Here is a 19,922-nt window from a genome sequence, read left to right as displayed (position 1 = left end):
CGGAGGACGGGTGGGAACAAGCTATGGGCTCATGGCCGCCCCCCACGAGCCCGTCTCCCTCGCGCAGTCACTCCACTTCTGGGCGCGCAACGCCTCCAACGAGTCCGCCCTCTTCCAGACATCGCTCCGGGTGGGGCTCTTCGACGCACTCACCGTGGAGGGGGGTGACGCGCCGCTGCCGGTGGAGCCCCTGGCGGAGCGGCTCGGCTGTTCCGCGCGAGGACTCCGCTCGCTGCTGGAGTTGCTGGTGTGCCTGGACTTCGTCCGCATGGACGGCGCGCGCCGCTTCAGCCTCGCGCCCCACACCGCCACCCTCCTGGGCGACGCGGCCTTCCGGCAACAGCTTCAAGCCGAGCTCCCCTGGTGGGGCCCCATGGGGCTGCTGGCCGACGCCGTGAAGTCCGGCGAGCCGGTGGACTTCGAGGGACAGCGCTGGGACGTGCTCAGCCACCTCCGCGACCGGCTGGTGGCGCCCACGCCCTTCGCCACCCCCGCGCACGAGGACTTCTTCGACCGCTTCACCCGCGGCGGCCTGCGCACCCAGGTCCTCCTGACCGCGGGACAGAGCGGGCTGCTGGCGGCGCTCACCGACGGCGTCCGCACGGAGCAGGCGCTGGGCGAGGCCACCTCCACGCGCACCCCCGGGGTGCTGCTCGAAGCGCTGGCCGTGCTGGGAATGACGCGGCGTCAGGAAGCTGGGTGGGCGCTGACACCCGAGGCGAAGGCGCTGCTGGAAGGAAAGGCCCTGGCCTACCTGGTGCGCTCGCTGTCCGTGTCCGCGCGGTACTGGGAGGCCCTGGGCCGCCTGGAGGAGACGGTGCGCCACGAGCGCTACGTGCTCGACCTGAAGGACCCCGAGGTGAGCGGGCGCTTCTATGCGGACAACTCCCAGCAAATCACCGCCGTGTTCGCCACCCACTTCCAGCTCAGCCGCCGCGCCGCCGCCACGCTCGCGCGCGTGCGTCCGCTGGAGCGCGCCGCGGTGCTGGACATCGGCACCGGGTCGGGCGTGTGGGGCGCGGCCTTCGCGCGCTCGTCGCCCACCACGCACGTCACCTATTTCGACCAGGCCGTCGTGCTGGAGCAGGTGCGCCGCAATGTCGCGAAGCTGGAGGTCGCGGACCGGGCGCGCTTCTGGCCGGGGAACCTCTTCACCCAGGACTTCGGCGCCGCGGACTTCGACGTCATCATCCTCCCCCAGGTGCTCAACGTGCTGAGCCCGAAGGACGTCCCAGCCATCTTCGCTCGCGTGGCCCGGGCACTGCGTCCGGACGGAGTCCTCGTCATCGCCGAGTACGTGCTCAACGAGCGCCGCGACGGTCCCCTGGACCACCTCTACTTCGGCTTCCGCCGCTTCATGACGAACGAGGGTGACCTGCTCTCCGCGTCCGAGTACGCGAAGCTGCTCGCGGACGTGGGCCTCACCACGTCCGTCTGTATCCCCCTCCCCACCCAGGAGTTGGTGTTCGCGGCGCGAGCCGGCGTGGCCCTGCCCACCGCGCTGGCCCCACCGGCCCGGCCGCCTTCCGCCTGACACAGCGCGATACACCTGACACAACACGAGACATCTCCCGCCCCTCGCCTTGCCCGGGGGACGGTGCCCGGATAGCGTTCACCCCTGTCCGCCCCCTCGCCCCGAAAGGTCGTCCGTGAGCGCCGCGCCGCAGGAGGACAACGACGCCCTGCCGTCCCCGGCCGCCCGGCCCGTGCGTGGCGTGCGCTCGGGGTCCGTCGCCGCGAGGCTGCGCTCCGAATACGCGCGTGAGGTCGCCGCGCTCGGCTATCACTCGCACTCCGTGCCCGGCGCGTTGGCCCACCTGGCGCTGCACCTGGGTCTGGCCGTGGTTGTCGCGGCGGCCTTCGAGCTGCTGCTGCCACACGCGCCCCGCGCCGCCTGGCTCCTGTACCCGCTGGCCGCCTTCCTCATCGCGACGCGCTTTCGCGCGGTGGGCAACATGCTCCATGAGGCGTGTCACGGCATGCTGGTGCGCGGCAAGCGCCACAACCGGAGCCTGGGGCACCTGCTGGCGGTGCTGGACCTGACGGCCCTGGACCCGTACCGCAGGGACCACTTCACCCACCATCTCCACCTGGGTGACGCGGAGAAGGACCTGGACTTCCAGCCGCGCCGCCGCTTCGGCTTCGCGGACCCGTCCCGGCCCTTCGTGAAGTCACACCTGCTGCGCCCCCTGCTGCTCATCCACCTGCCCGCCTTCATCCGCCCGGTGCTGCTCCACCGCGAGGACCCGGCCTGGGTGACGCTGCTGCGCTGGAGCTTCATCGGCGGCCTGCTCGCCGTGGCGCACTTCGTCGTGGGCTGGGACGTGTTCCTGCGCGCCTACGTCGTCCCCTACTTCGTCGCCTACCAGGTCATCCGCTACTGGTCGGACGCGGTGGACCACGCGGGCATCATCTCCTCCGCGGACGAGTTCCACCGCTCCCGCAATCACGTCTTCGCGTGGGGCTGGCTCAACCGGCTGCTCTTCCCGCGCAACGACGAGTACCACCTCACGCACCACCTCTTCCCCGCGGTGCCCACGTCCTTCCAGGGGCGCGTGCATCAACTGCTGCTGCGCGACGCGGACTATGCCGCGCGCGAGCATGCCTTCTCGTCCCTGACGCGGTAGCGCGGGTGCTCAGCGAGCGGTGGCGCGCTCGATGGCGTCCAGCGCCTCGGAGAAGCGCTCCGGCGCGATGCCCAGCCCCAAGCGGAAACCGTGCCCGCGCTCCAGCGGATGCGTCCCATCCGGCGAGCCCGCCTCCATGGCGCTCAGCGGCAGGACGAACACGCCCGCGTCCGCCAGCGCCTGGAGCAGCGTCTCCGCGCGGGCGTCGTCCCGAGCCTCCCGCAGGCCGATGCAGGTGACGAGCCCGCCCTGGGGCGCGACGCCATAGACGCCGCGCGAGCGCGCCAGAAAGGACGAAAGCGTGGCGCGGTTGCGCAGCCAGTCCTCCCGCGCGCGGCGCAGCGCCGGGCTGTCCAAATCCCGCAGCACCTCGCGCGCCACCCACTCCGTCACCGGGTTCACGGTGTGCGTCGTGTAGTTCTTCTCGTTCTGCATCCGCGACAGCATCGCCGTGTCGCCCACCGTCCAGCCGATGCGCAGCCCCGGGCAGCCCAGGCACTTGATGAAGGAGCCGGTGACGAAGTGCCGCGAGCCCGGCCGGTAGACGGACTCGCCCAGCACGGACGTCTCCGAGGACAGGAAGCGGTAGTGCTCGTCCCCCACCACGGTCGCGCCCGTCCGCTCCGCCCAGCGCTCCACCGCCGCCAGCAGCTCCGCCTCCAGCACCAGGCCGCTGGGGTTGTGCGGGTTGTTGATGATGACGGTGTCGGGCTGCTCGCGCTCCAGCCGCTCCAGCCACAGGTCCGCGTCCACGGACGGCACGCCATCCACATCCCACTTCACGGGCAGCCGCACCACCTCCGCGCCCTGCCGTTGGGGCAGCTCGTAGAGGAGCTGGAAGGCCGGCCACGCCAGGGCCACCTTGCGCGGACGGAGCTGGCGGAAGAGCAGCAGCAACGCCTCGCTGGTGCCGGTGGTGATGAGGACGTTGTCCCGCGTGGCGCCCGGGTGCATGGCCGCCACCGCGTCGCGCAGGTCCGCGCGGCCCCAGTTGGGGCTGTCATTCAGAGGCGTGGAGAGGAACACCTCGGCGGCGCGCTCGGCGCTGACCCCCGAGCCGATTAGCAGCTCGCCCACGGTGACGGGGCGTCCACCGGACTCACCCAGGTTGAAGCGCGCGGTGAAGCGCGAGCCCTCCAGGTAGTCCTCCATGAAGAAGGTGCGCAGCGGTTCCATGAAGCTCCCGAAAAGGAATCAGGCGGCGGGGGTGACGTCCGGCCACGCGACGTCGCCCCGGTGGGCGATGACGACCTGCTGGATGGGCATGTCGAAGCCGCGGGCCTCCGTGAGGCCCACGGGCGACAGCAGCGCGCGGAACTCCGGCAGCGACAGCACGTCTCCCTCGTTCGTCACGTACCGGCGCAGCGCGAAGTAGAGCGCGTCCAGCGGGCCGTCGCGCCGGTCCGTCAGCAGGTAGCCGGAGATGAGCAGCAGCCCGCCGGGCCGCAGCGCCCGGGCCAGCCGCGCGAAGAAACCCGGGAGCTCCGAGGGCGGCAGCGCGGGGATGATTTGCGGCAGCAGGATGACGTCGTAGCGGGACTCGCCGTAGTCCACCGAGAGGCAGTCCCCCGCCCACAGCTCGGAGCGGGCCTCCAGCTTCAGCTTCGCCAGGTGGGGGCGCACCGCGTCCAGCACGTGCGGCGAATCCAGGTACGTGACGTGCGTGGTGGGGTCCGCCAACCCGAAGGCCGCGCCCCACACGCCCGAGCCGGTGCCCACGTCCAACACGCGCGCCTGCGCCAGGGGCCGCATCGACCGGACCCGCGCCGCGGCCTGCCTGCTCAGCCGCAGGTGCGAGGCGAAGATGCTGGAGATGCGCGAGGCGTTCTCCTGGTAGATGCGCCGCGCCGTCTCCGCGTCCCGCAAGTCCAACCGGAAGCGCTGCTCGCGCACCGCCTCGTCCAGGTGCCCCAGCGCCTCCCAATAGGCCATGGTCGCCGGCAGCGCCCGCTGGAAGTACGGCAGGCTCTGGGCGTCCAGCGCCCGGCCCGCGGCCTCCGTGAAGCCCCAGCCCGACTCCCGCGCCTGGGCGATGCCCATCGCCGCCAGCGCGCCCAGCAACACCTCCAGCGCCTCCGCCGGCGCGCCCACTTCCCGCGCCAGCACGTCCAGCGGCACGGGCCCGCGCACCAGCTTCGCCAGCACCTCCAGCTCCGCGGCCGTCACCAGCGCCAGCGTGCGCGCGGGGTTGCGGGCGAAGCGGTCATGGAAGTCCCGGGCCTCGGCGCTCGGGGTGGCCGGCGGTGGCGACAGGAACAGCGCGCGGTACCACCCGAGCACGTCCCACGTCTCTCCGCCCCACGCCACCGGGCCGCCACCGCGCACGGCCCGCGGCAGCAGCGCCAGCGGATGCCACCAGCGCCGCGCCTCCCGCAGCCCCGCGGTGAACGCATCGTCCCGGAGGAAGGCCGCGGTCGACGCGGGCAGCGAATACCCCCGCCCGTCCTCCAGGTGGACGAAGCCCAGCGCGACCAGCGGCTCGACGACGGAGCGCGTCCCGCGCCAGGTGCCGCCCACGCGCGCCGCGAGCGCCTCCAGGGACACCGGCTCACCCGAGCCCGCCTCCGGGAGGTGCCCGAAGAGACCCAGCGCGAAGGCTGCCTGGAGCGCGGAGGCCTCGTTGCTGGCGTCTCGCGCGTGGAAGTTGAGCTGCTGCACGAAGGCGGGGGACGGCGCGAACACGGGCTGTGACACGAAGCAGCGCTCCTTTACGTCCAACGAAACCAACGAAGGGCCAACAGCAGTGGCACCACGGTCCACACCGCCAGCACCAGCATGGGCGCGCCCAGCGACGACAGGCCCGCGCCCTCCAGCATGACGGCTCGCAGCGAGTCATTGATGGCCGTGAGCGGCAGGGCCCGGATGACGGGCTGCAACCAGGACGGGAAGTTCCCGGACGCGAAGAAGACGCCGGAGACGAACATCATCGGCAGCGAGACGAGGTTCACGAGCCCGCCCACCGCCTCCTCCGTCCGCGCCCGGATGGCCACCAGCACACCGAGCGCGGCGAAGCACAGCGCACCCGCGAGCCCCACGAGCGTCAACGTGAAGTAGCTGCCGAACATCGGCACACCGAAGAGCCAGCGCGCGAAGGCACAGAAGAAGAGAATCTCAGCCAGCGCGAACCCCGAGCGAGCCAGCAGGTAGGACAGGAAGAACTGGGAGCGGCGCATGGGCGTCGCGGCCAGCCGCTTCAGCAGCCGGCCTCCGCGCATCGCCACCAGCGAGCCGGCCACCACCCACAGGCTGCTGGACATCAACGACAGGCCCAGCAAGCCAGGGATGAGGAAGTCGACGTAGCGGTTGCCCGGCTCCGACACCGGCGTGGCCTTCACCACGGCGGGACGCGCGGCGTCTCGCGGCGCGGCGAGCGCCTGTTCCACCAGGAGCCGCGCGGTGCGGCCCTCCGCCTGGCTGGGGTCCACCAGCGCCTCGGGCACCGCGCCCGGCAGCAGCACCAGGGAGAGCTGTCCGCGCGCCAGCCGCCGCCGGGCGGACGCCTCGTCCGCGACCTCGGCAGACAGCTCCGGCACGCCCTCCAGCTTCGCCATCAGCGCCGGCGCGCCCGGCCCCTCCGCCACGGCCACGTGCACCGGGCCCAGGGAGTCATTCCGGAACGCCATCCCCAGGAACAGCGTGGTGACGACGGGGAAGACGAACGTCCAGAAGAGCACCTCCGGCTGCCGCATCAACATGCGCAGCCGCATCACCACCAGCTGGCCCAGGGCGCTCATCAGGTCGCCTTCTCTTCCGCGGACTCGCGCAGGGAGCGGCCCGTCATGTCGATGAAGACGTCATCCAGCGTGGGACGCCGGGTGGACAGGTGCAGCAGCTGACCGCCCCCCGCCGCCACCTCGCGCAGCACCTCCGGCAGCGCCAGGTGCAGCTCGCGCACCCGGAGGGTGATGCGGCCGGCGTGCCGCTGGGCCGCCACCACCGACGGCAGCGGGCGCAGGCGCTCCAGGTCCGGCGAGGGCTCCGCCTCCAGCTCGATGACCTGCTCCGCGCCCAGCGAGGTGATGATGTCCCGCGGCGTCCCGCGCGCAATCACCCGGCCCCGGTCGATGATGACCAGCCTGTCGCACAGCACCTCGGCCTCATCCATGTAATGCGTGGTCAACACCACGGTGCGCCCGCGCGCCTTGAGCTGCGCCACCACGTCCCACAACGCGCGGCGAGACTGCGGGTCCAGCCCGGTGGTGGGCTCATCCAGGAAGAGCACGTCCGGGTCTCCCGCCAGTCCCAGCGCCAGCGCCAGCCGCTGCTTCTGGCCACCGGACAGCTTGCCCACCCGGGCATGGCGCTTCTCGCCCAGTTGCACCAGCCCGATGAGCGCCTCGACCTCCAGGGGGCGTGGGTAGAAGGAGGCGAACAGCCGCACCATCTCCTCCACCGTGAGCTGGTCCACCAGCCGCGTCTCCTGGAGCGTCATGCCAATGCGCTCCCGCAGCACCTGCGCGTCCGTCTCCCAGCGCAGGCCCAGCAGCCGCACCTCCCCCGAGGTGGCCGGCTGGAGGCCCTCGAGGATTTCCACCGTCGTCGTCTTGCCCGCGCCGTTGGGGCCCAGCAGGCCCACGCACTCGCCACGGCGGATGTCCAGGTCGATTCCGTCCACGGCGGTGACGTCGCCGAAACGTTTGACCAAACCCTTCACCTCGATGGCGAGCTCGTCCTGGTGTGTCATGGATGGGGGGCTGGGGGAGCGCGGGCGAGTATGGCTCAACACCCGGCGGGTGCCCAACGAACCCGTGGTGGAAAGCGGCGGGGCCGGGCACGCCGGGGTGCTACGGTGCCCCCGTGGCCCTGACCGACTCATTGGAAGCCCGGGTGGACCGGCTGGAACTGCCGTTCAACGAATACGGCGTCGACCCGTATGGCATCTCCAAGTCTCACGTGAGGCATGCGCTGCGCGTCTTTGGCGCCATCTACCGGTACTACTTCCGCGTGCGCTGCTACGGGGTGGAGCACATCCCCCCGCGGGGCCGCGGAATGCTGGTGGGCAACCACTCCGGCGGCGTGGCGGTGGACGGCGCCATGGTGCTGACGTCCACCATGTTGGAGATGGACCCGCCCCGGCTGGCGCAGGGCATGGTGGAGCGCTTCCTCCACAACTTCCCCGTGTCCTCGCTGTGGGCCAGCCGCACCGGTCAGTTCATCGGGCTGCCCGAGCACGCGAAGCGGCTGCTGGAGGATGACCGGCTGCTGATGATTTTCCCCGAGGGCGCGCGCGGCACGGCCAAGCTCTTCAACGAGCGCTACTCGCTGGTGGACTTCGGCACCGGCTTCGTCCGCCTGGCGCTGCAGACGCGCTCGCCCATCATCCCCTTCGCGTTCCTGGGCGGGGGCTCTGCCATCCCCACCGTGTTCAACGCGTACACGCTGGGGAAGCTGCTCGGCGTGCCCTACGTCCCGCTGACGCCGTACCTGTTGCCGCTGCCCCTGCCGGTGCAGTTGGACATCCATTACGGCGAGCCGCTCATGTTCCACGGCACGGGGGACGAGGAGGACCACGTCATCGAGGGCTATGTGTCGAAGGTGAAGCAGCGCATCGCGGGGCTCATCGAGCGCGGCCGCGCGCAGCGGCACAGCCGGCGGGTGGGAAGGAACCTGCTGCCATGAGGGTGCTGATTCCAGGCATCTCCGGAGGCATTGCCCGCCAGCTCGCACTGCACCTGCACGCGCGGGGGCATCAGGTGGCGGGCATCGACACCCGCCCCTGGGCCGAGGCCAACGAGGCCGGCATCCAGGTCTACCGGGGCGACGTGCGCAAGCGCGCCGCGGAGGACGTCTTTCGCCGCTGGCGTCCCGAGGCGGTGGTGCACATGGCCACCGTCACCGCGTTCACGGTGCCGGGCAAGGAGCGCGGGCGCATCAACCTGGACGGCACCAAGGCGGTGTTCGACCACTGCGCGGCCCACGGCGTGAAGCAGCTCCTCTTCGTGGGACGGCACACCTTCTACGGCGCGGCGCCGGACTCGCCGCTGTACCACTCCGAGGACGAGCCGCCCCGCGCGCTGGAGGCCATCCCAGAGCTGGCGGACCTGGTGGCCGCCGACCTGTACGCGGCCACCGCGCTGTGGCGCCTGCCGAAGATAACGACGGCCGTGCTGCGACTGCCCTACACCCTGGGGGCTCCCGGCACCGGCACGCTGTCCTCCTTCCTCAAGGGTCGGCGCGTGCCGCTGGTGCTCGGGTACGACCCGCTGTTCCACGTCCTCCAGGAGGAAGACGTGGTGACGGCGTTGACGCTGGCGCTGGAGAAGCAGGCCCGGGGCCTCTTCAACGTGGCGGGCCCTCCGCCGATTCCGCTGTCCGTCATCGTCCGGGAGACAGGGCGCACCGCGGTGCCATTGCCCGCGCCGCTCCTGTCGCTGCTGCTGGGCCGGGCGGGCCTCCCCCGCCTGTCGGTGGGCGCGCTGGACCACCTGCGCTTCCCCATCGTCGTGGACAACCGCCGCTTCCTGGACGCCACGGGCTTCGAATACCGCCACAGCGTGGCGGACTCGCTGCGCATCTACCGCGAATCCGCGCCCATCCTCCCCGCGGGGAGCCAGGGACGTTAGACTTCTCCCCGCAGCGAACCTGCTTCCGGGGGGAAGTCCATGTCGGCCAACATCGAGGAAGTGGACGTGGTCATCGCGGGAGGCGGGCCGGTGGGCGTGCTCACCGCCAACCTCCTGGGACTCCAGGGCGTGCGCGTGCTCGTCCTCGAACGGGAGGCCGCGCCGCATGGCCAACCCCGGGCCTTCTCCTGTGACGACGAGGCCCTGCGCATCTACCAGGCCGCGGGCCTGCTCGACGCGCTGAAGCCGGACCTGCGCCAGGGCCGGCAGGTCACCTTCACCGGCGTGGGCGGCCAGCCCATTGCCCAGGTCCAGTTGGGCCAGGTGGACTTCGGCTACGGCCACGCGCCCATCTGGTTCTTCCACCAGCCGCTCCTGGAGAAGGCGCTGCGCGAGGGCCTCTCCCGCTTCCCCGCCGCCGAGCTGCGCACGGGCACCGAGGTAGAGTCGCTGGAACAGGACGGCGCGGGCGTCACCGTGCGCTACCGCGCGTCCGGCGTCCGCCACGGCGTGCGCGCCCGCTACCTGGTGGCCTGTGACGGCGGGCGGAGCACGGTGCGCGCGCTGCTGGGCATCCCCATGGAAGGACGCGGCGAGCAGGAGCCGTGGATTGCCATCTCCGGCACCGTGGCGGAGGAGGACGCGCCCGCGGAGTGTCACGTCGTCTGCGACCCGGCCCGCCCCGGCTTCGTCGGGCGCGGCCCCGTGGGGCGGTTCCGCTGGGAGTTCCGCCTGCGCCTGGGCGAGACGGGCGAGGAGATGACGCAGCCCGGCACGATTCGTCGCTTGATTGGGCCGTACGTGAATCCGGACCGGGTGACGGTGGAGCGCGCGCAGCTCTACAGCTTCCATTCGGTGGTGGCGCAGCGCTGGCGCGTGGGCCGCACCTTCCTGGCGGGAGACGCGGCCCACCTGCTGCCGCCCTTCATGGGGCAGGGCCTGGTGTCCGGCCTGCGCGACGCGGCGAACCTCACCTGGAAGCTGGCGTGGGTCCTCCAGGGCCGCGCCCCCGAGGCGCTGCTGGACACCTACGCCGTGGAGCGCCGTCCGCACGTGAGCGCCTTGCTCGAAGCCACCGCGAGGCTGGGCGCCGTGTTCACCGCGCGCAGCACGCCCTTGGCCTGGGTCCGCGACACCGTGCTCCGGGGCCTCCAGGCCGTTCCAGCCGCGCGCCGCTTCGTGGAGGGCTTCCGCTTCAAGCCGGCGCCCGCCATCGAGGAAGGCTGGATGCTGGGCGGCCGCCGCTCGAGCCGGAGGGCCGCGGAGGGCAGCTACCTTCCCCAGCCTCGCGTGCGGCGCGCGTCCGGTGAGGAGCACCTGTTGGATGACAGCCTGGGCGCTGGCTTCGCCGTGCTGAGCCGGGGCGGCAGCCCGGGGACGGAGGTGGCCCGTGAGCTGGCCGAGTCCCTAGGGGCCCGCGCCGTCACCGTGCGCTCCGCGGGTGTCCCGGGACTGGGCGACGACAGCGTGGAGGACCACACCGGCAGGCTGTCCGAGTGGTTCCGGGAGCACGGCGCGGACGTGGCCGTGGTGCGGCCGGACCGCTTCGTCTTCGGCGCGGTGCCCCTGGCCCGGATGCCCGAGCTTCGCGCGGCGCTGGGCGTGGAAGAGGCGTGAGCCGTTGCACGGACGACAGACATTGCAAGCACGGGGTCCGGAAGACCTCGGGATGTAATGTCTGACTCGCCCGAGCACAATCACTCTCAGCTGTCCATACCTCCCCCGGGGGTTGCATTGAAGTCCATGAGAGGAGCAGGCTTCCAACCCTCCGCGATGGCAGACCATCACGCGACCTCGGGGGAAATGGCTTGCAGCCACCACTGGATGCAGCGCTTCTCGCTTCACTGGACCGGCATGCCCGCAGACGCGCGCAAGGCATTGCGACGCTGAGCACGCTCGTCGGGCCGCCGGAGCGGGCGCTGACCGTCTGGACGGAGTGGATTCAGCGCCGGGGCCTGAGTGTCGTCATCGTGGACGGGGATGACGTGCGCGCCGTTGTCTCCGCCTGGGCGGCGGCGCTCGCCAGGGAAAGGGACCTGCTGGGTGACGCGGAGGCGTTCGTCGTCCGCTCACAGCCTCAGCGCCTTACACGAACGCTCCAGTTCCGAGGCAAGACGGCGCACCAGCGGCGCGTGTTGATGGACGGCCTGACGCCCCCGCAGGGACAGTCCGCCACCTGGGAGCTATGCCGGGCCCTTTTGGAGAGCCCGGACCCGTCGCCGTCCGGTGTGACTCCAGACGCGGTGAGCCAGGCCATCGCGCGCGCGCCGCTGCCAGCCCTCCAGGCGCTGATGTCATTGGTCCCCGCTGGAAGCACGCCGGCCCTGCGCGTGCGGACGGGCCCCGCTGACTTCCGGGCGCTCCGCACCGCCGCGGCCCTGTGCACCGCGGCCCCCGCGCTCACGACGGGCTGCGTGCTCGCCGCGGAAGTCCTCGCCGAGCACCTCCGGCGGGAGGAGTCCCACATCCTCGCCATGCTGCGGGAAGGCCGGCTGGACCTGGCCGAGCCGGAGCTCGACGAAGACACCCGCGAGCTCCCCGAGGCCGCGGTGGCCTCCACGCGCGCCCGGCTCCGGCAGGAAGGCTCGTCCGAGCAGGTCGTCGCGCTCTACGACTCGGCGGCGCGCACCATCGCCTCGGCCTGCCGGGACGCCAATGGCCGCGCCCGGAGCGAGGCGGAGAAGTTCCTGCACGCCCGGCTCCAGGACCATGCCTCCACGCGGGGGCTCTTCGTCCTCAATGGCCACGTGGCCCCGGTCGGAGGTGGCCGGAGGCTGGAGGTGGACCTGCTCTGCACGGAGCTGAACCTGGCCGTGGAGATCGACGGCTACTTCCACTTCCGCAGCCCCGACGGCTTCCGCCGGGACCGGCGCAAGGACGTCGCGCTCCAGTGCTCGGGATACTGGGTGGTCCGCTTCCTCGCGGACGACGTGGTGACGCGCCTGGAAGAGATTCTTGAAACCCTCGACACGTTGATTGCCACCCGCAGGGGTGAGCTCACCGGGAAGGAAGCATCGAATGGGAAGCGCTGACCACCGGCTGTCAGGCATTGCTTTGTCCTGGCTCATGACGTCCCGTGAACAGGGCCGCACGCGCGGAAAATTGGAGAAGGTGCTCCGGCCCTTCGTGGAGCATCAGCTCAGCCGCGCGGAATGGAAGCTCCGTTTCGAGGCGCTCATGGAGGCGCTGCTCGGTGGAGGGACGGTGGTGGTGCGCAAACGCAGCAACTTGGAGCTGACGCCCACGGGCCGGGCGGAGGTGCTGCGCTTCCTCCAACTGGACCAGCCGCCGCGCGGCCTGACGTGGAAGAAGCTGAAGGCCACGCACCTGGTGGCGCGCAGCCTGGACTTGCCGCCATCGAAGGCGGTGGTGGCGCGGATGAAGGACGCTGACGGCGTTCGCGCCGCCGCGCTTCAGCGCCAGCATGGACTGGACGCCGAGGAAGGCCTCACCCTGGCGCAGACGCGAGACCGTCTGTTGTGGCGGCAGCTCGGCGTCGAGACGGACCGGCCTTTCACCCTGCGCGCGGTGAAGGCCCACCTGCTCGGGCAACTGCTGGACGCGAAGACGACGGACCCGGACAAGGGCATGGAGCAGCTCGCGGCCCGCGCGGCGGGCGCCCCCCGCGTGGGTGCGGAGGCCGTGCGCCTGTCGCTGATGCGACGGTGGGCTGTCGCGCTGGAGGACGGCGCCTCCGAGAAAAACGTCGCGCCCCCTGCGGCAACGCCGCCGGTGGAACCGGCACCCAGCTCCGAGGCGACATCAACAGCGCCCCCCACCCCGGCGGCCTTCGCGGAGCGTGTCCTGTCCGTCGCCCGAGCCCTCCCCACGGGCCGCTTCGGCGAGGACAAAGTCTTCATCTCCCACGTGTGGAAGGCCCTCCATCCGGAGTGGAGCACCCGCGAGGCCTTCGACGCGGCGCTCCTGGAAGCCAACCGCACCCGCCTGTTGACACTGACGCGCGCGGACCTCGTGTCCGCCATGGATCCGAAAGACGTCGCTGAGTCCGAGGTCCGGTCCTTCGGCGCCAGCTTCCACTTCGTTGTCGTCTAGCCCGAACCCAGGAGCGCTCCGTGGCCAACGACCCCCGTCTCGATATCTTCCTCGACGACTCCCGCGAGGTCTTCACCAGCGTCGAACAAGGCCAGCACATCTGGCAGGCAGACCCGTTCGACGTGGAGGCCCTCAACGCGCCGGCTCGCCGCGTCTTCAAGCGACTGCTCGACAAGGCCTCCTCGGACGCTCCTCCGGGCGCCGGCAAGCTGCTGCTCCTGCTCGGAGAGTCAGGCAGCGGCAAGACCCATCTGGTGCGCGCCTTCCGAAACCTCGCGCATGGTCAGCGCAAGGGCTTCGTCGGCTACATGCCGATGACCGTCGATGCGACGCAGTACGACCGCTACATCCTGTCCAACCTCATTGACTCCCTGGACAAGCCGTTCGACGAGGCGGGCGACGATGACGACAGCGGGCTGATGCACCTGTCGGATGCCCTCATGGCCCAGTGCACCAGCGCGTTCGCGCTGCACCTGCAGGACGAGAAGATTCTGGAGGATGAAGAGCTGCACGGCACCATCCGGGCCGTGGCGGACGAGCTGCTGCTGGACCCTCGCTTCCGGGAAGTGGAAGTCGACCTGCTGCGCGCGCTCATCTACCTGCATCGCAGAGACCCCCGGCTCAACCGCCGCATCTTCCACTGGCTGCGCTGCGAGGAGCTGTCCGAGGCGGACCAGCGCGTCATCGGAAACCTCATCCCCCGGGCCGCCGACGATGCACCGGCGCGGATGGTGGAGCACTTGGGGCGGTTGATGGGCGGCCTGGGCCAGGCGCTCGTGCTGTGCGTGGACCAGGTCGAGGACGTCAGCGACTTCGAACAGCGGCCGCAGATGGAGAACTCCTTCCGGCGCGCGATGAACAGCCTCGCGGCCATCGCGAGCAAGGTGCCTCGCGCGGTCGTGGTCTTCTGCTGCCTCTCCGACTACTGGGCGAAGATGAAGCCCCTGCTCAACCAGAGCACCGTGGACCGCATCGAGAACGACCCCGAGCCCGTGATGCTGGAGCGGACGGTCACGGCCGACACGGCCAAGGACCTCGCGGCGCGGCGGCTGCAAGCCCTGTTCGAACAGCGTGGGTTCACGACTTCCCCGTCGGACCCGACCTGGCCCATTCCGGCGGCCGGCTTCGATGTGCTCGGGGGACAGCGCGCCCGTGACGTCCTGAATGAGTGCCGCCGCTACCGCGACCGGGCCATCCAGGACGGCAAGCTGCCCGCCAGCTTCCCGCTGCAACGCCCCCAGGGACAGGGACAGGCGCAATCCAAGGTGGAGCAGTCCCTTGCCCCCAAGCCGGACATGGACCAGCTGTGGACGGACTTTCGCGCCACCCTGCGAATCGACCCGCCCGAGGAGCCCGCCGATGTCGCGGAGCTGCTGGCCTGGGCCATTGAAACCGGCAGCAAGGAGTTCGGGGACACGAAGCGCTTCGACGTCAAGCCCCAGGACAAGGAGATGCTGGACATCCGCGTCCACCCGGAGGGCGGCAAGCTCCTCATCGCCCTCTGCGAGAAAGATTCACGAGGAGGGGGCCTCGGTAAACAGATGACCGAGGCCATCAAGAAGGCGGTGGGCAAGACGCCTGTCATTGTGCGGACCACCGATTTTCCTTCGTCCAGGCCTGAAAGTGTCGTCGCCGAGCAATTGGGCGAACTCCTGCGCTTGGGCGGGCGCCGCGTCATCGTTGGCGACACAGAGCTTCGGGACCTCGTGGCTCTGCGCAGATTCCGGGAGAAGTACGCGGGTGAAGCCACCCTTCAGGATTGGAGCCGGACGGCCCGCCCCATCACCCGGCTCAAGTCCGTGGGCGACATCCTGGGGCTGGAGAAGCCGGACACCACGCCCCCGTCCTCCGGGCCGAAGACGTCCAAGCCCCCACCCAAAGGCGGCGCTGTCGTCCCGACGGCCAATGTCGGAGCCCGGAGCACCGCCACCAAGGCACAGACGGAGCTGGTCAACAGCGCACCGACGTCGCCGGATGGAGCGCCAGTCCCGGCCGAAGTCCGCTCGGGAGTGAAGTCCGCCCCTCCCGCCCGTGCCGAAACGAGCGCACTGGAGGCGAGAGACGCGCGCGCACGCCGCGAGCCCGTCATCTCCCAGGGAGCCAGGCAAGGCCGGGCCGAATCCCTTTCGGACAACCCGCTGCATGGCATCACCGTCGAGTCGCCGATGCTGACGGGCCGTACCGTGACACCGCCCCAGGGGATGAAGTCCCCTATCGGCTTCAAGGGCAATGAGAGCCCTCCCGCCCCACGTCCCTCGGAAGCCCTCACGGGGCCACTGCGGATTGGCTCCTCGGAAGGCGTGTTCAGCCAGGTCGTGACCGTGGACCCCTCCGAGCTGACCCGGCACAGCGCCTTCCTGGGCACCACGGGCAGCGGCAAGACGACACTGGCGCTCAACGTCCTGGAGCAACTGCTCCTCCGAGGCGTGCCCGCCATCCTCATCGACCGGAAGGGAGATTTCGCCGCGTACGCGCGAGACCTCTCCTGGGAAGAACACCTGGACGACCCCGTCCTCATCGAGCGGCGCCGCCTGCTGCGCGAGCGCGTCGAGGTCGCGCTCTACACGCCGGGCCGCTCCGACGGACGGCCGCTGGCCATCCCGGTGATTCCACGCGGCCTCGAAAACCTGTCGCCGGAAGAGCGTGAGCAGGGCGTGCAGCAGGCCGCGGATGCCATCGCGGGCATGCTCGAATACAGGAACGGCGCCAACGACAGAGCGGCCAGGGCGCTGCTCACGCAGGCCTTGCGCCTGTTGGTCCAGCGGCCCGATGGCAACGAACTGACCCTGGACATGGTCCAGAAGTTCGTCGCGGAGCAGGACGAGTCGCTCCGGCAGGAAACGGGGGGCCTGCAGACCAAGACGTTCGCCAAGCTCGCCCAGGACCTCGAAGTGCTCCGGCTCGACCTCCGCCCCCTGCTGTCGACGGGTGGAGAGCGGCTGGATATCAGTGACCTGCTTGGGCTCGGAGCAGCGAGCACGCCGGGCAAGACGCGGCTGAGCATCATCAGCACCAAGTACCTGGGAGATAACAACCGCATCCTCTTCTGGGTGGCGCAGCTCCTGTTGGAGACGAACCGCTGGACCAGCCAACACCCCTCGTCCAAGCTCCAGGCCGTGCTGCTCTTCGACGAAGCAGACATGTACCTGCCCGCGACGAGCAAACCCGCGACCAAACAGCCGATGGAGAATCTGCTCAAGCGCGCGCGCTCGGCGGGCGTGGGCGTCATGCTGGCCACGCAGAGTCCTGGGGACCTGGACTACAAGTGCCGGGAGAACGTGCGCTCCTGGTTCGTCGGCGGGGTGAAGGAAGACAACGCGCTGAAGAAGCTCAAGCCCATGTTCACCGAGGCCCGGATTGACGCGGAAACCCGCCTCCCCGGCCAGAAGATGGGCCAGTTTCACGTCTTGAGAGAGGGGAAGGTCCAGCAACTGAAGGCGGACCGCTCCGCGATTCGCACCGACCAGCTCTCCGAGGACGAAATCCTCAAAGAGGCACGCCGCACCCTGGAACGCGGCTCACGCTGACCGCACTTCCGACAGGAGGCGCTCCCGGGCGAAGCGGCCTGGACGGAACGTTCATTCCACCGCGCCCCCCACTCAGGGGAGCCCCACAGCCGCGGCGGCCTGGACGGAACGTTCATTCCACCGCGTCCCCCCACTCAGGGGAGCCCCACAGCCGCGGCGGCCTGGACGGAACGTTCATTCCACCGTGACGCCCCGCCCAGGGGTCCCATCTCCGAGGCGGCCTGGACGGAACGTTCCTTCCAGGCGGCGGCCGTCTCGGTTCCTGGTATCAAGCGCCTCGACATGAGCCGCCCGCCCTCGCCCTTTCCCACGCGCTTCCCGGACCGGACGTCCTTCGAGACGTTCGTGGCCCAGGGCTACAATCAGGTGCCCGTGGTACGGCGGCTCCCGCTCGGGGCGCTGCGTCCCGTGGACCTCCTGCGTGCCCTCCCAACGGAAGGCCGGTTCCTGCTGGAGAGCACCCGGGTCAGCACGGAAGGGCGCTATTCCTTCCTCGGCGCGAAGCCCCTCCTGCGCTTCACCGCGAAGGAGGGACAGTGCTTCATTGACGGCGCGCTCCAACAGGGCGCGCCGCTGGAGGTGCTGCGCTCGCTGCTGCGCCGGTGGCGTGGCGTGCGTCATCCCGGAATGCCGCTCTTCTGCGGCGGCGCGGTGGGCTTCTTCGGCTACGAGGCCGCGCACTCCTTCGAATCCCTGCCCCGGCACCCACGGGACGACCTGCGCCTGCCCGATATCAACCTGGCGTTCATCGACACCTTCCTGACGGTGGACCACCACGAGGGCCAGTTGCTCGCGGTGGCCACGGGCTCGGACTGGGAGGACTGTGAGCGCAGGCTGGACGCGCTGGAGGCCCACGTCCGCACCGCCACGCCCACGGCGCCGCCCGCGCCACCCGCGATGGATGGGCCCTCCGAGGCGTACCGCTCCAACTTCACCCAGGAGGCCTACCTGGACGCGGTCGAGCGCGTGCGCGAGTACATCCGCGCCGGTGACACGTATCAGGTCAATCTCTCCCAGCGACTGGAGGTGGCCTTTCCCGGCGAGCCGCTCGCGCTCTACGAGACGCTGTCCGCCATCAACCCCGTCCACTTCGCCAGCTATCTCGAAGGTGACGGCTTCCACGTCGTCAGCGCCTCACCGGAGCGGCTGGTGCGCGTGGAGAACGGCCGAGCCACCACGCGGCCCATCGCCGGTACGCGCCGACGGGGCACGCCCGAAGAGGAAGCGCGCTTCGTCCAAGAGCTGCGCACCAACGAGAAGGAGCGCGCCGAACACGCCATGCTGGTGGACCTGGAGCGCAACGACCTGGGCCGCGTGTGCACCTATGGCTCGGTCGAGGTGACGAAGCTGATGGACATCGTCGAGTACGCCCACGTCCTCCACATTGAATCGGAGGTCGTCGGCCAGCTCGCGCCGGGTGTGGAGCCGCTGGACGTCGTGGGCGCGCTCTTCCCCGGAGGCACGATTACGGGCGTGCCGAAGCTGCGCACGATGCAAATCATCACCGAGCTGGAGCCCCATGCGCGAGGGCTCTACACGGGCTCGCTGGGGTACCTGTCCTTCACGGGTGACCTGGACTTGAACATCGTCATCCGCACGCTGGTGGTGAAGGACGGCCGGGCCTACGCGCAGGTGGGGGGCGGCATCGTCCACGACTCGCAGCCCCGGCAGGAATACAAGGAGACGCTCAACAAGGCGCGCTCGCAGCTCCTGGCCCTGGCGTCGGTGGAGCGCCAAAGATGATTCTCGTCATCGACAACTTCGACTCCTTCACCTTCAACCTCGTGCAGGCGCTGGGCGCCCAGGGCGCCGAACTGAAGGTGGTGCGCAACGACGCCATCACCGTGGCGCAGGTCGAAGCGCTCCGGCCCGACCACATCCTCATCTCCCCCGGTCCCTGCACGCCTCACGAAGCGGGCGTGTCCATGGACGTCATCCGGGCCCTGGGCGGGCGGGTGCCCGTGCTCGGGGTGTGCCTGGGGCATCAGTGCCTGGGCCAGGTGTTCGGCGCGAAGGTGGTGCGCGCACCGGTGCCCGTGCACGGCAAGACGGCGGCCATCGAGCACTCGGGCCAGGGCGTCTTCCGCGGACTTCCCGTCCCCTTCACCGCGGCCCGCTATCACTCACTGGTCGTGGACGCGGAGCGCCTGCCGGCGTGCCTGGAGGTGACGGCGTGGCAGGACGGGCTCATCATGGGCCTCAAGCACCGCGAGCTGCCGCGCCTGGAAGGCGTCCAGTTCCATCCCGAATCGTTCCTCACGCCCCAGGGGCCCCAGCTGCTCGCCAACTTCCTGGAGCCGGCGCGCTGAGCGCACAGGAGGCCGCCATGTTCTCCACGGTCGCGGTGGACGGCGAGGTACGGCGCTGGGAGGACCTGCACCTGCGGGACTTCGCGCAGGGCTTCTTCTTCGGCGCGGGCTTCTTCACCACCTTCCGCATCCAGGCTGGCGAGCCCTGGTTCCTCGCCCGGCACCTGAGGCGGCTGCGCTCGAGCCTGGCCGCCTTTCCCGGCGCCGTCCGCGCGCCGCCGCCGGAGCACCTCACCGAAGCCGCGGTGCGCGAAGCAACTGCGCGCTGCCTGCACGCCGACGCCGCGATGGGCCCCGCGTTCCGAGGTGTGGGCAAGTTGTCGGCAAGTGACGGCCGAGTGCTGCTCACCTTCCGCGAGCACGCCCCGGACCTGGAGCGACTGCACCGAGAGGGGCGAGCCCTGGACAGTGAGGAGCCAGGGGCCTACCGCCGCGGCGAGTCCACGCTGAATCACAAGGGCCTCGCCTACTTCAGACAGTACAGCGTGATGGAGCGCCTGCCCCTGCTCGGCAATGAGGCCGGCGAGGTCTGCGAGCTCCCCACGGCCAACGTCTTCTTCCAGTGCGACGGAGCGCTCATCACGCCGCCCCTGTCCGCGCCATGTCTTCCCGGCATCATCCGCGAAGTACTCCTGGAGGCCGGACACGTGGGGACGCTGCCCATCGTCGAGCGGCCGGTCTCGTTCGCGCAGCTCGCCCAGGTGAGCGCCTGCGTCTTCACCAACTCCGCCCAGGTGGCCACCGGCGTGCCGAGCCTCCTCGGCCGGGCGCTCCCCACCAGCGTGGCGCTGGCCCGGAGCATCCGGAGCGTCGTCGAGGACATCGCCGCGCGCGAGCGCTGAG

Annotated in this window: 15 protein-coding genes; 11 read left to right on the top strand and 4 right to left on the bottom strand. The window is 70.6% G+C overall.

The window, feature by feature from the left end:
* Positions 1-31: 31 nt before the first annotated feature.
* Together KGD87_RS34795 and KGD87_RS34790 are read left to right on the top strand one after the other, a co-directional pair.
* Positions 32-1,534, top strand: coding sequence for a class I SAM-dependent methyltransferase (locus tag KGD87_RS34795; protein WP_284665214.1), 1,503 nt, complete (start codon positions 32-34; stop codon positions 1,532-1,534).
* Between the two features lie 115 nt (positions 1,535-1,649).
* Complete coding sequence (locus KGD87_RS34790; RefSeq protein WP_284665213.1) at positions 1,650-2,627, top strand: fatty acid desaturase; 978 nt, start codon at positions 1,650-1,652, stop codon at positions 2,625-2,627.
* Between the two features lie 9 nt (positions 2,628-2,636).
* Here the strand turns inward: KGD87_RS34790 and KGD87_RS34785 are convergent, their stop codons facing one another.
* The 4 genes from KGD87_RS34785 to KGD87_RS34770 are packed head-to-tail and all read right to left on the bottom strand — an operon-like array spanning position 2,637 to position 7,311.
* Positions 2,637-3,803 carry a pyridoxal phosphate-dependent aminotransferase gene (locus KGD87_RS34785; RefSeq protein WP_284665212.1) on the bottom strand — a complete coding sequence of 389 codons (1,167 nt, stop codon included), beginning with the start codon at positions 3,801-3,803 and terminating at the stop codon, positions 2,637-2,639.
* A gap of 18 nt (positions 3,804-3,821) precedes the next feature.
* On the bottom strand, positions 3,822-5,321 hold the full coding sequence (locus KGD87_RS34780; RefSeq protein WP_284665211.1) for a class I SAM-dependent methyltransferase: 1,500 nt from the start codon (positions 5,319-5,321) through the stop codon (positions 3,822-3,824).
* A gap of 14 nt (positions 5,322-5,335) precedes the next feature.
* Entirely contained in the window at positions 5,336-6,361 is a 1,026-nt protein-coding gene (locus KGD87_RS34775) for an ABC transporter permease (protein WP_284665210.1), read from the bottom strand.
* The gene (locus tag KGD87_RS34770; RefSeq protein ID WP_284665209.1) at positions 6,361-7,311 is read right to left on the bottom strand and encodes an ABC transporter ATP-binding protein; all 951 of its coding nucleotides are present in this window, start codon (positions 7,309-7,311) and stop codon (positions 6,361-6,363) included. Before KGD87_RS34770 ends, KGD87_RS34775 begins: the two co-directional genes overlap by 1 nt.
* 113 nt (positions 7,312-7,424) lie before the next feature.
* Between KGD87_RS34770 and KGD87_RS34765 the strand changes: the two genes are divergently transcribed.
* The 9 genes from KGD87_RS34765 (at position 7,425) to KGD87_RS34725 (ending at position 19,921) form a co-directional block, all read left to right on the top strand.
* On the top strand, positions 7,425-8,246 hold the full coding sequence (locus KGD87_RS34765; RefSeq protein ID WP_284665208.1) for a lysophospholipid acyltransferase family protein: 822 nt from the start codon (positions 7,425-7,427) through the stop codon (positions 8,244-8,246).
* Positions 8,243-9,190, top strand: coding sequence for an NAD-dependent epimerase/dehydratase family protein (locus KGD87_RS34760; RefSeq protein ID WP_284665207.1), 948 nt, complete (start codon positions 8,243-8,245; stop codon positions 9,188-9,190). The genes KGD87_RS34765 and KGD87_RS34760 overlap by 4 nt, the downstream gene beginning before the upstream one ends.
* Before the next feature lie 39 nt (positions 9,191-9,229).
* Complete coding sequence (gene mhpA, locus KGD87_RS34755) at positions 9,230-10,807, top strand: bifunctional 3-(3-hydroxy-phenyl)propionate/3-hydroxycinnamic acid hydroxylase MhpA (protein WP_284665206.1); 1,578 nt, start codon at positions 9,230-9,232, stop codon at positions 10,805-10,807.
* Positions 10,808-10,998: 191 nt separating this feature from the next.
* On the top strand, positions 10,999-12,222 hold the full coding sequence (locus KGD87_RS34750) for an endonuclease domain-containing protein (RefSeq protein ID WP_284665205.1): 1,224 nt from the start codon (positions 10,999-11,001) through the stop codon (positions 12,220-12,222).
* Positions 12,209-13,243 (top strand): hypothetical protein, encoded by a 1,035-nt coding sequence (locus KGD87_RS34745; RefSeq protein WP_284665204.1) that lies wholly within the window; start codon positions 12,209-12,211, stop codon positions 13,241-13,243. Before KGD87_RS34750 ends, KGD87_RS34745 begins: the two co-directional genes overlap by 14 nt.
* 20 nt (positions 13,244-13,263) lie before the next feature.
* Entirely contained in the window at positions 13,264-16,770 is a 3,507-nt protein-coding gene (locus KGD87_RS34740) for an ATP-binding protein (protein ID WP_284665203.1), read from the top strand.
* Between the two features lie 282 nt (positions 16,771-17,052).
* On the top strand, positions 17,053-18,513 hold the full coding sequence (locus KGD87_RS34735; protein WP_284665202.1) for an anthranilate synthase component I family protein: 1,461 nt from the start codon (positions 17,053-17,055) through the stop codon (positions 18,511-18,513).
* Positions 18,510-19,079: an anthranilate synthase component II gene (locus KGD87_RS34730; protein ID WP_284665201.1), complete on the top strand. Its 570-nt coding sequence runs from the start codon at positions 18,510-18,512 to the stop codon at positions 19,077-19,079. Before KGD87_RS34735 ends, KGD87_RS34730 begins: the two co-directional genes overlap by 4 nt.
* Before the next feature lie 17 nt (positions 19,080-19,096).
* Positions 19,097-19,921 carry an aminotransferase class IV gene (locus KGD87_RS34725; RefSeq protein ID WP_284665200.1) on the top strand — a complete coding sequence of 275 codons (825 nt, stop codon included), beginning with the start codon at positions 19,097-19,099 and terminating at the stop codon, positions 19,919-19,921.
* Position 19,922 lies beyond the last annotated feature (1 nt).

The organism is Myxococcus sp. SDU36, from assembly GCF_030168875.1.
GTDB classification, from domain to species: Bacteria; Myxococcota; Myxococcia; order Myxococcales; family Myxococcaceae; genus Myxococcus; species Myxococcus vastator.
Note: the sequence above shows the minus strand (reverse complement) of the source record. Positions and strands in the feature narration are given on the sequence as shown.

Bases quoted from the DNA above. Each gene is read 5' to 3' on its own strand.
- KGD87_RS34760 (WP_284665207.1), top strand. From the start codon at position 8,243: ATGAGGGTGCTGATTCCAGGCATCTCCGGAGGCATTGCCCGCCAGCTC.
- KGD87_RS34730 (WP_284665201.1), top strand. From the start codon at position 18,510: ATGATTCTCGTCATCGACAACTTCGACTCCTTCACCTTCAACCTCGTG.
- mhpA (WP_284665206.1), top strand. From the start codon at position 9,230: ATGTCGGCCAACATCGAGGAAGTGGACGTGGTCATCGCGGGAGGCGGG.
- KGD87_RS34735 (WP_284665202.1), top strand. From the start codon at position 17,053: ATGAGCCGCCCGCCCTCGCCCTTTCCCACGCGCTTCCCGGACCGGACG.
- KGD87_RS34795 (WP_284665214.1), top strand. From the start codon at position 32: ATGGCCGCCCCCCACGAGCCCGTCTCCCTCGCGCAGTCACTCCACTTC.
- KGD87_RS34775 (WP_284665210.1), bottom strand. From the start codon at position 6,361: ATGAGCGCCCTGGGCCAGCTGGTGGTGATGCGGCTGCGCATGTTGATG.
- KGD87_RS34785 (WP_284665212.1), bottom strand. From the start codon at position 3,803: ATGGAACCGCTGCGCACCTTCTTCATGGAGGACTACCTGGAGGGCTCG.
- KGD87_RS34725 (WP_284665200.1), top strand. From the start codon at position 19,097: ATGTTCTCCACGGTCGCGGTGGACGGCGAGGTACGGCGCTGGGAGGAC.
- KGD87_RS34770 (WP_284665209.1), bottom strand. From the start codon at position 7,311: ATGACACACCAGGACGAGCTCGCCATCGAGGTGAAGGGTTTGGTCAAA.
- KGD87_RS34745 (WP_284665204.1), top strand. From the start codon at position 12,209: ATGGGAAGCGCTGACCACCGGCTGTCAGGCATTGCTTTGTCCTGGCTC.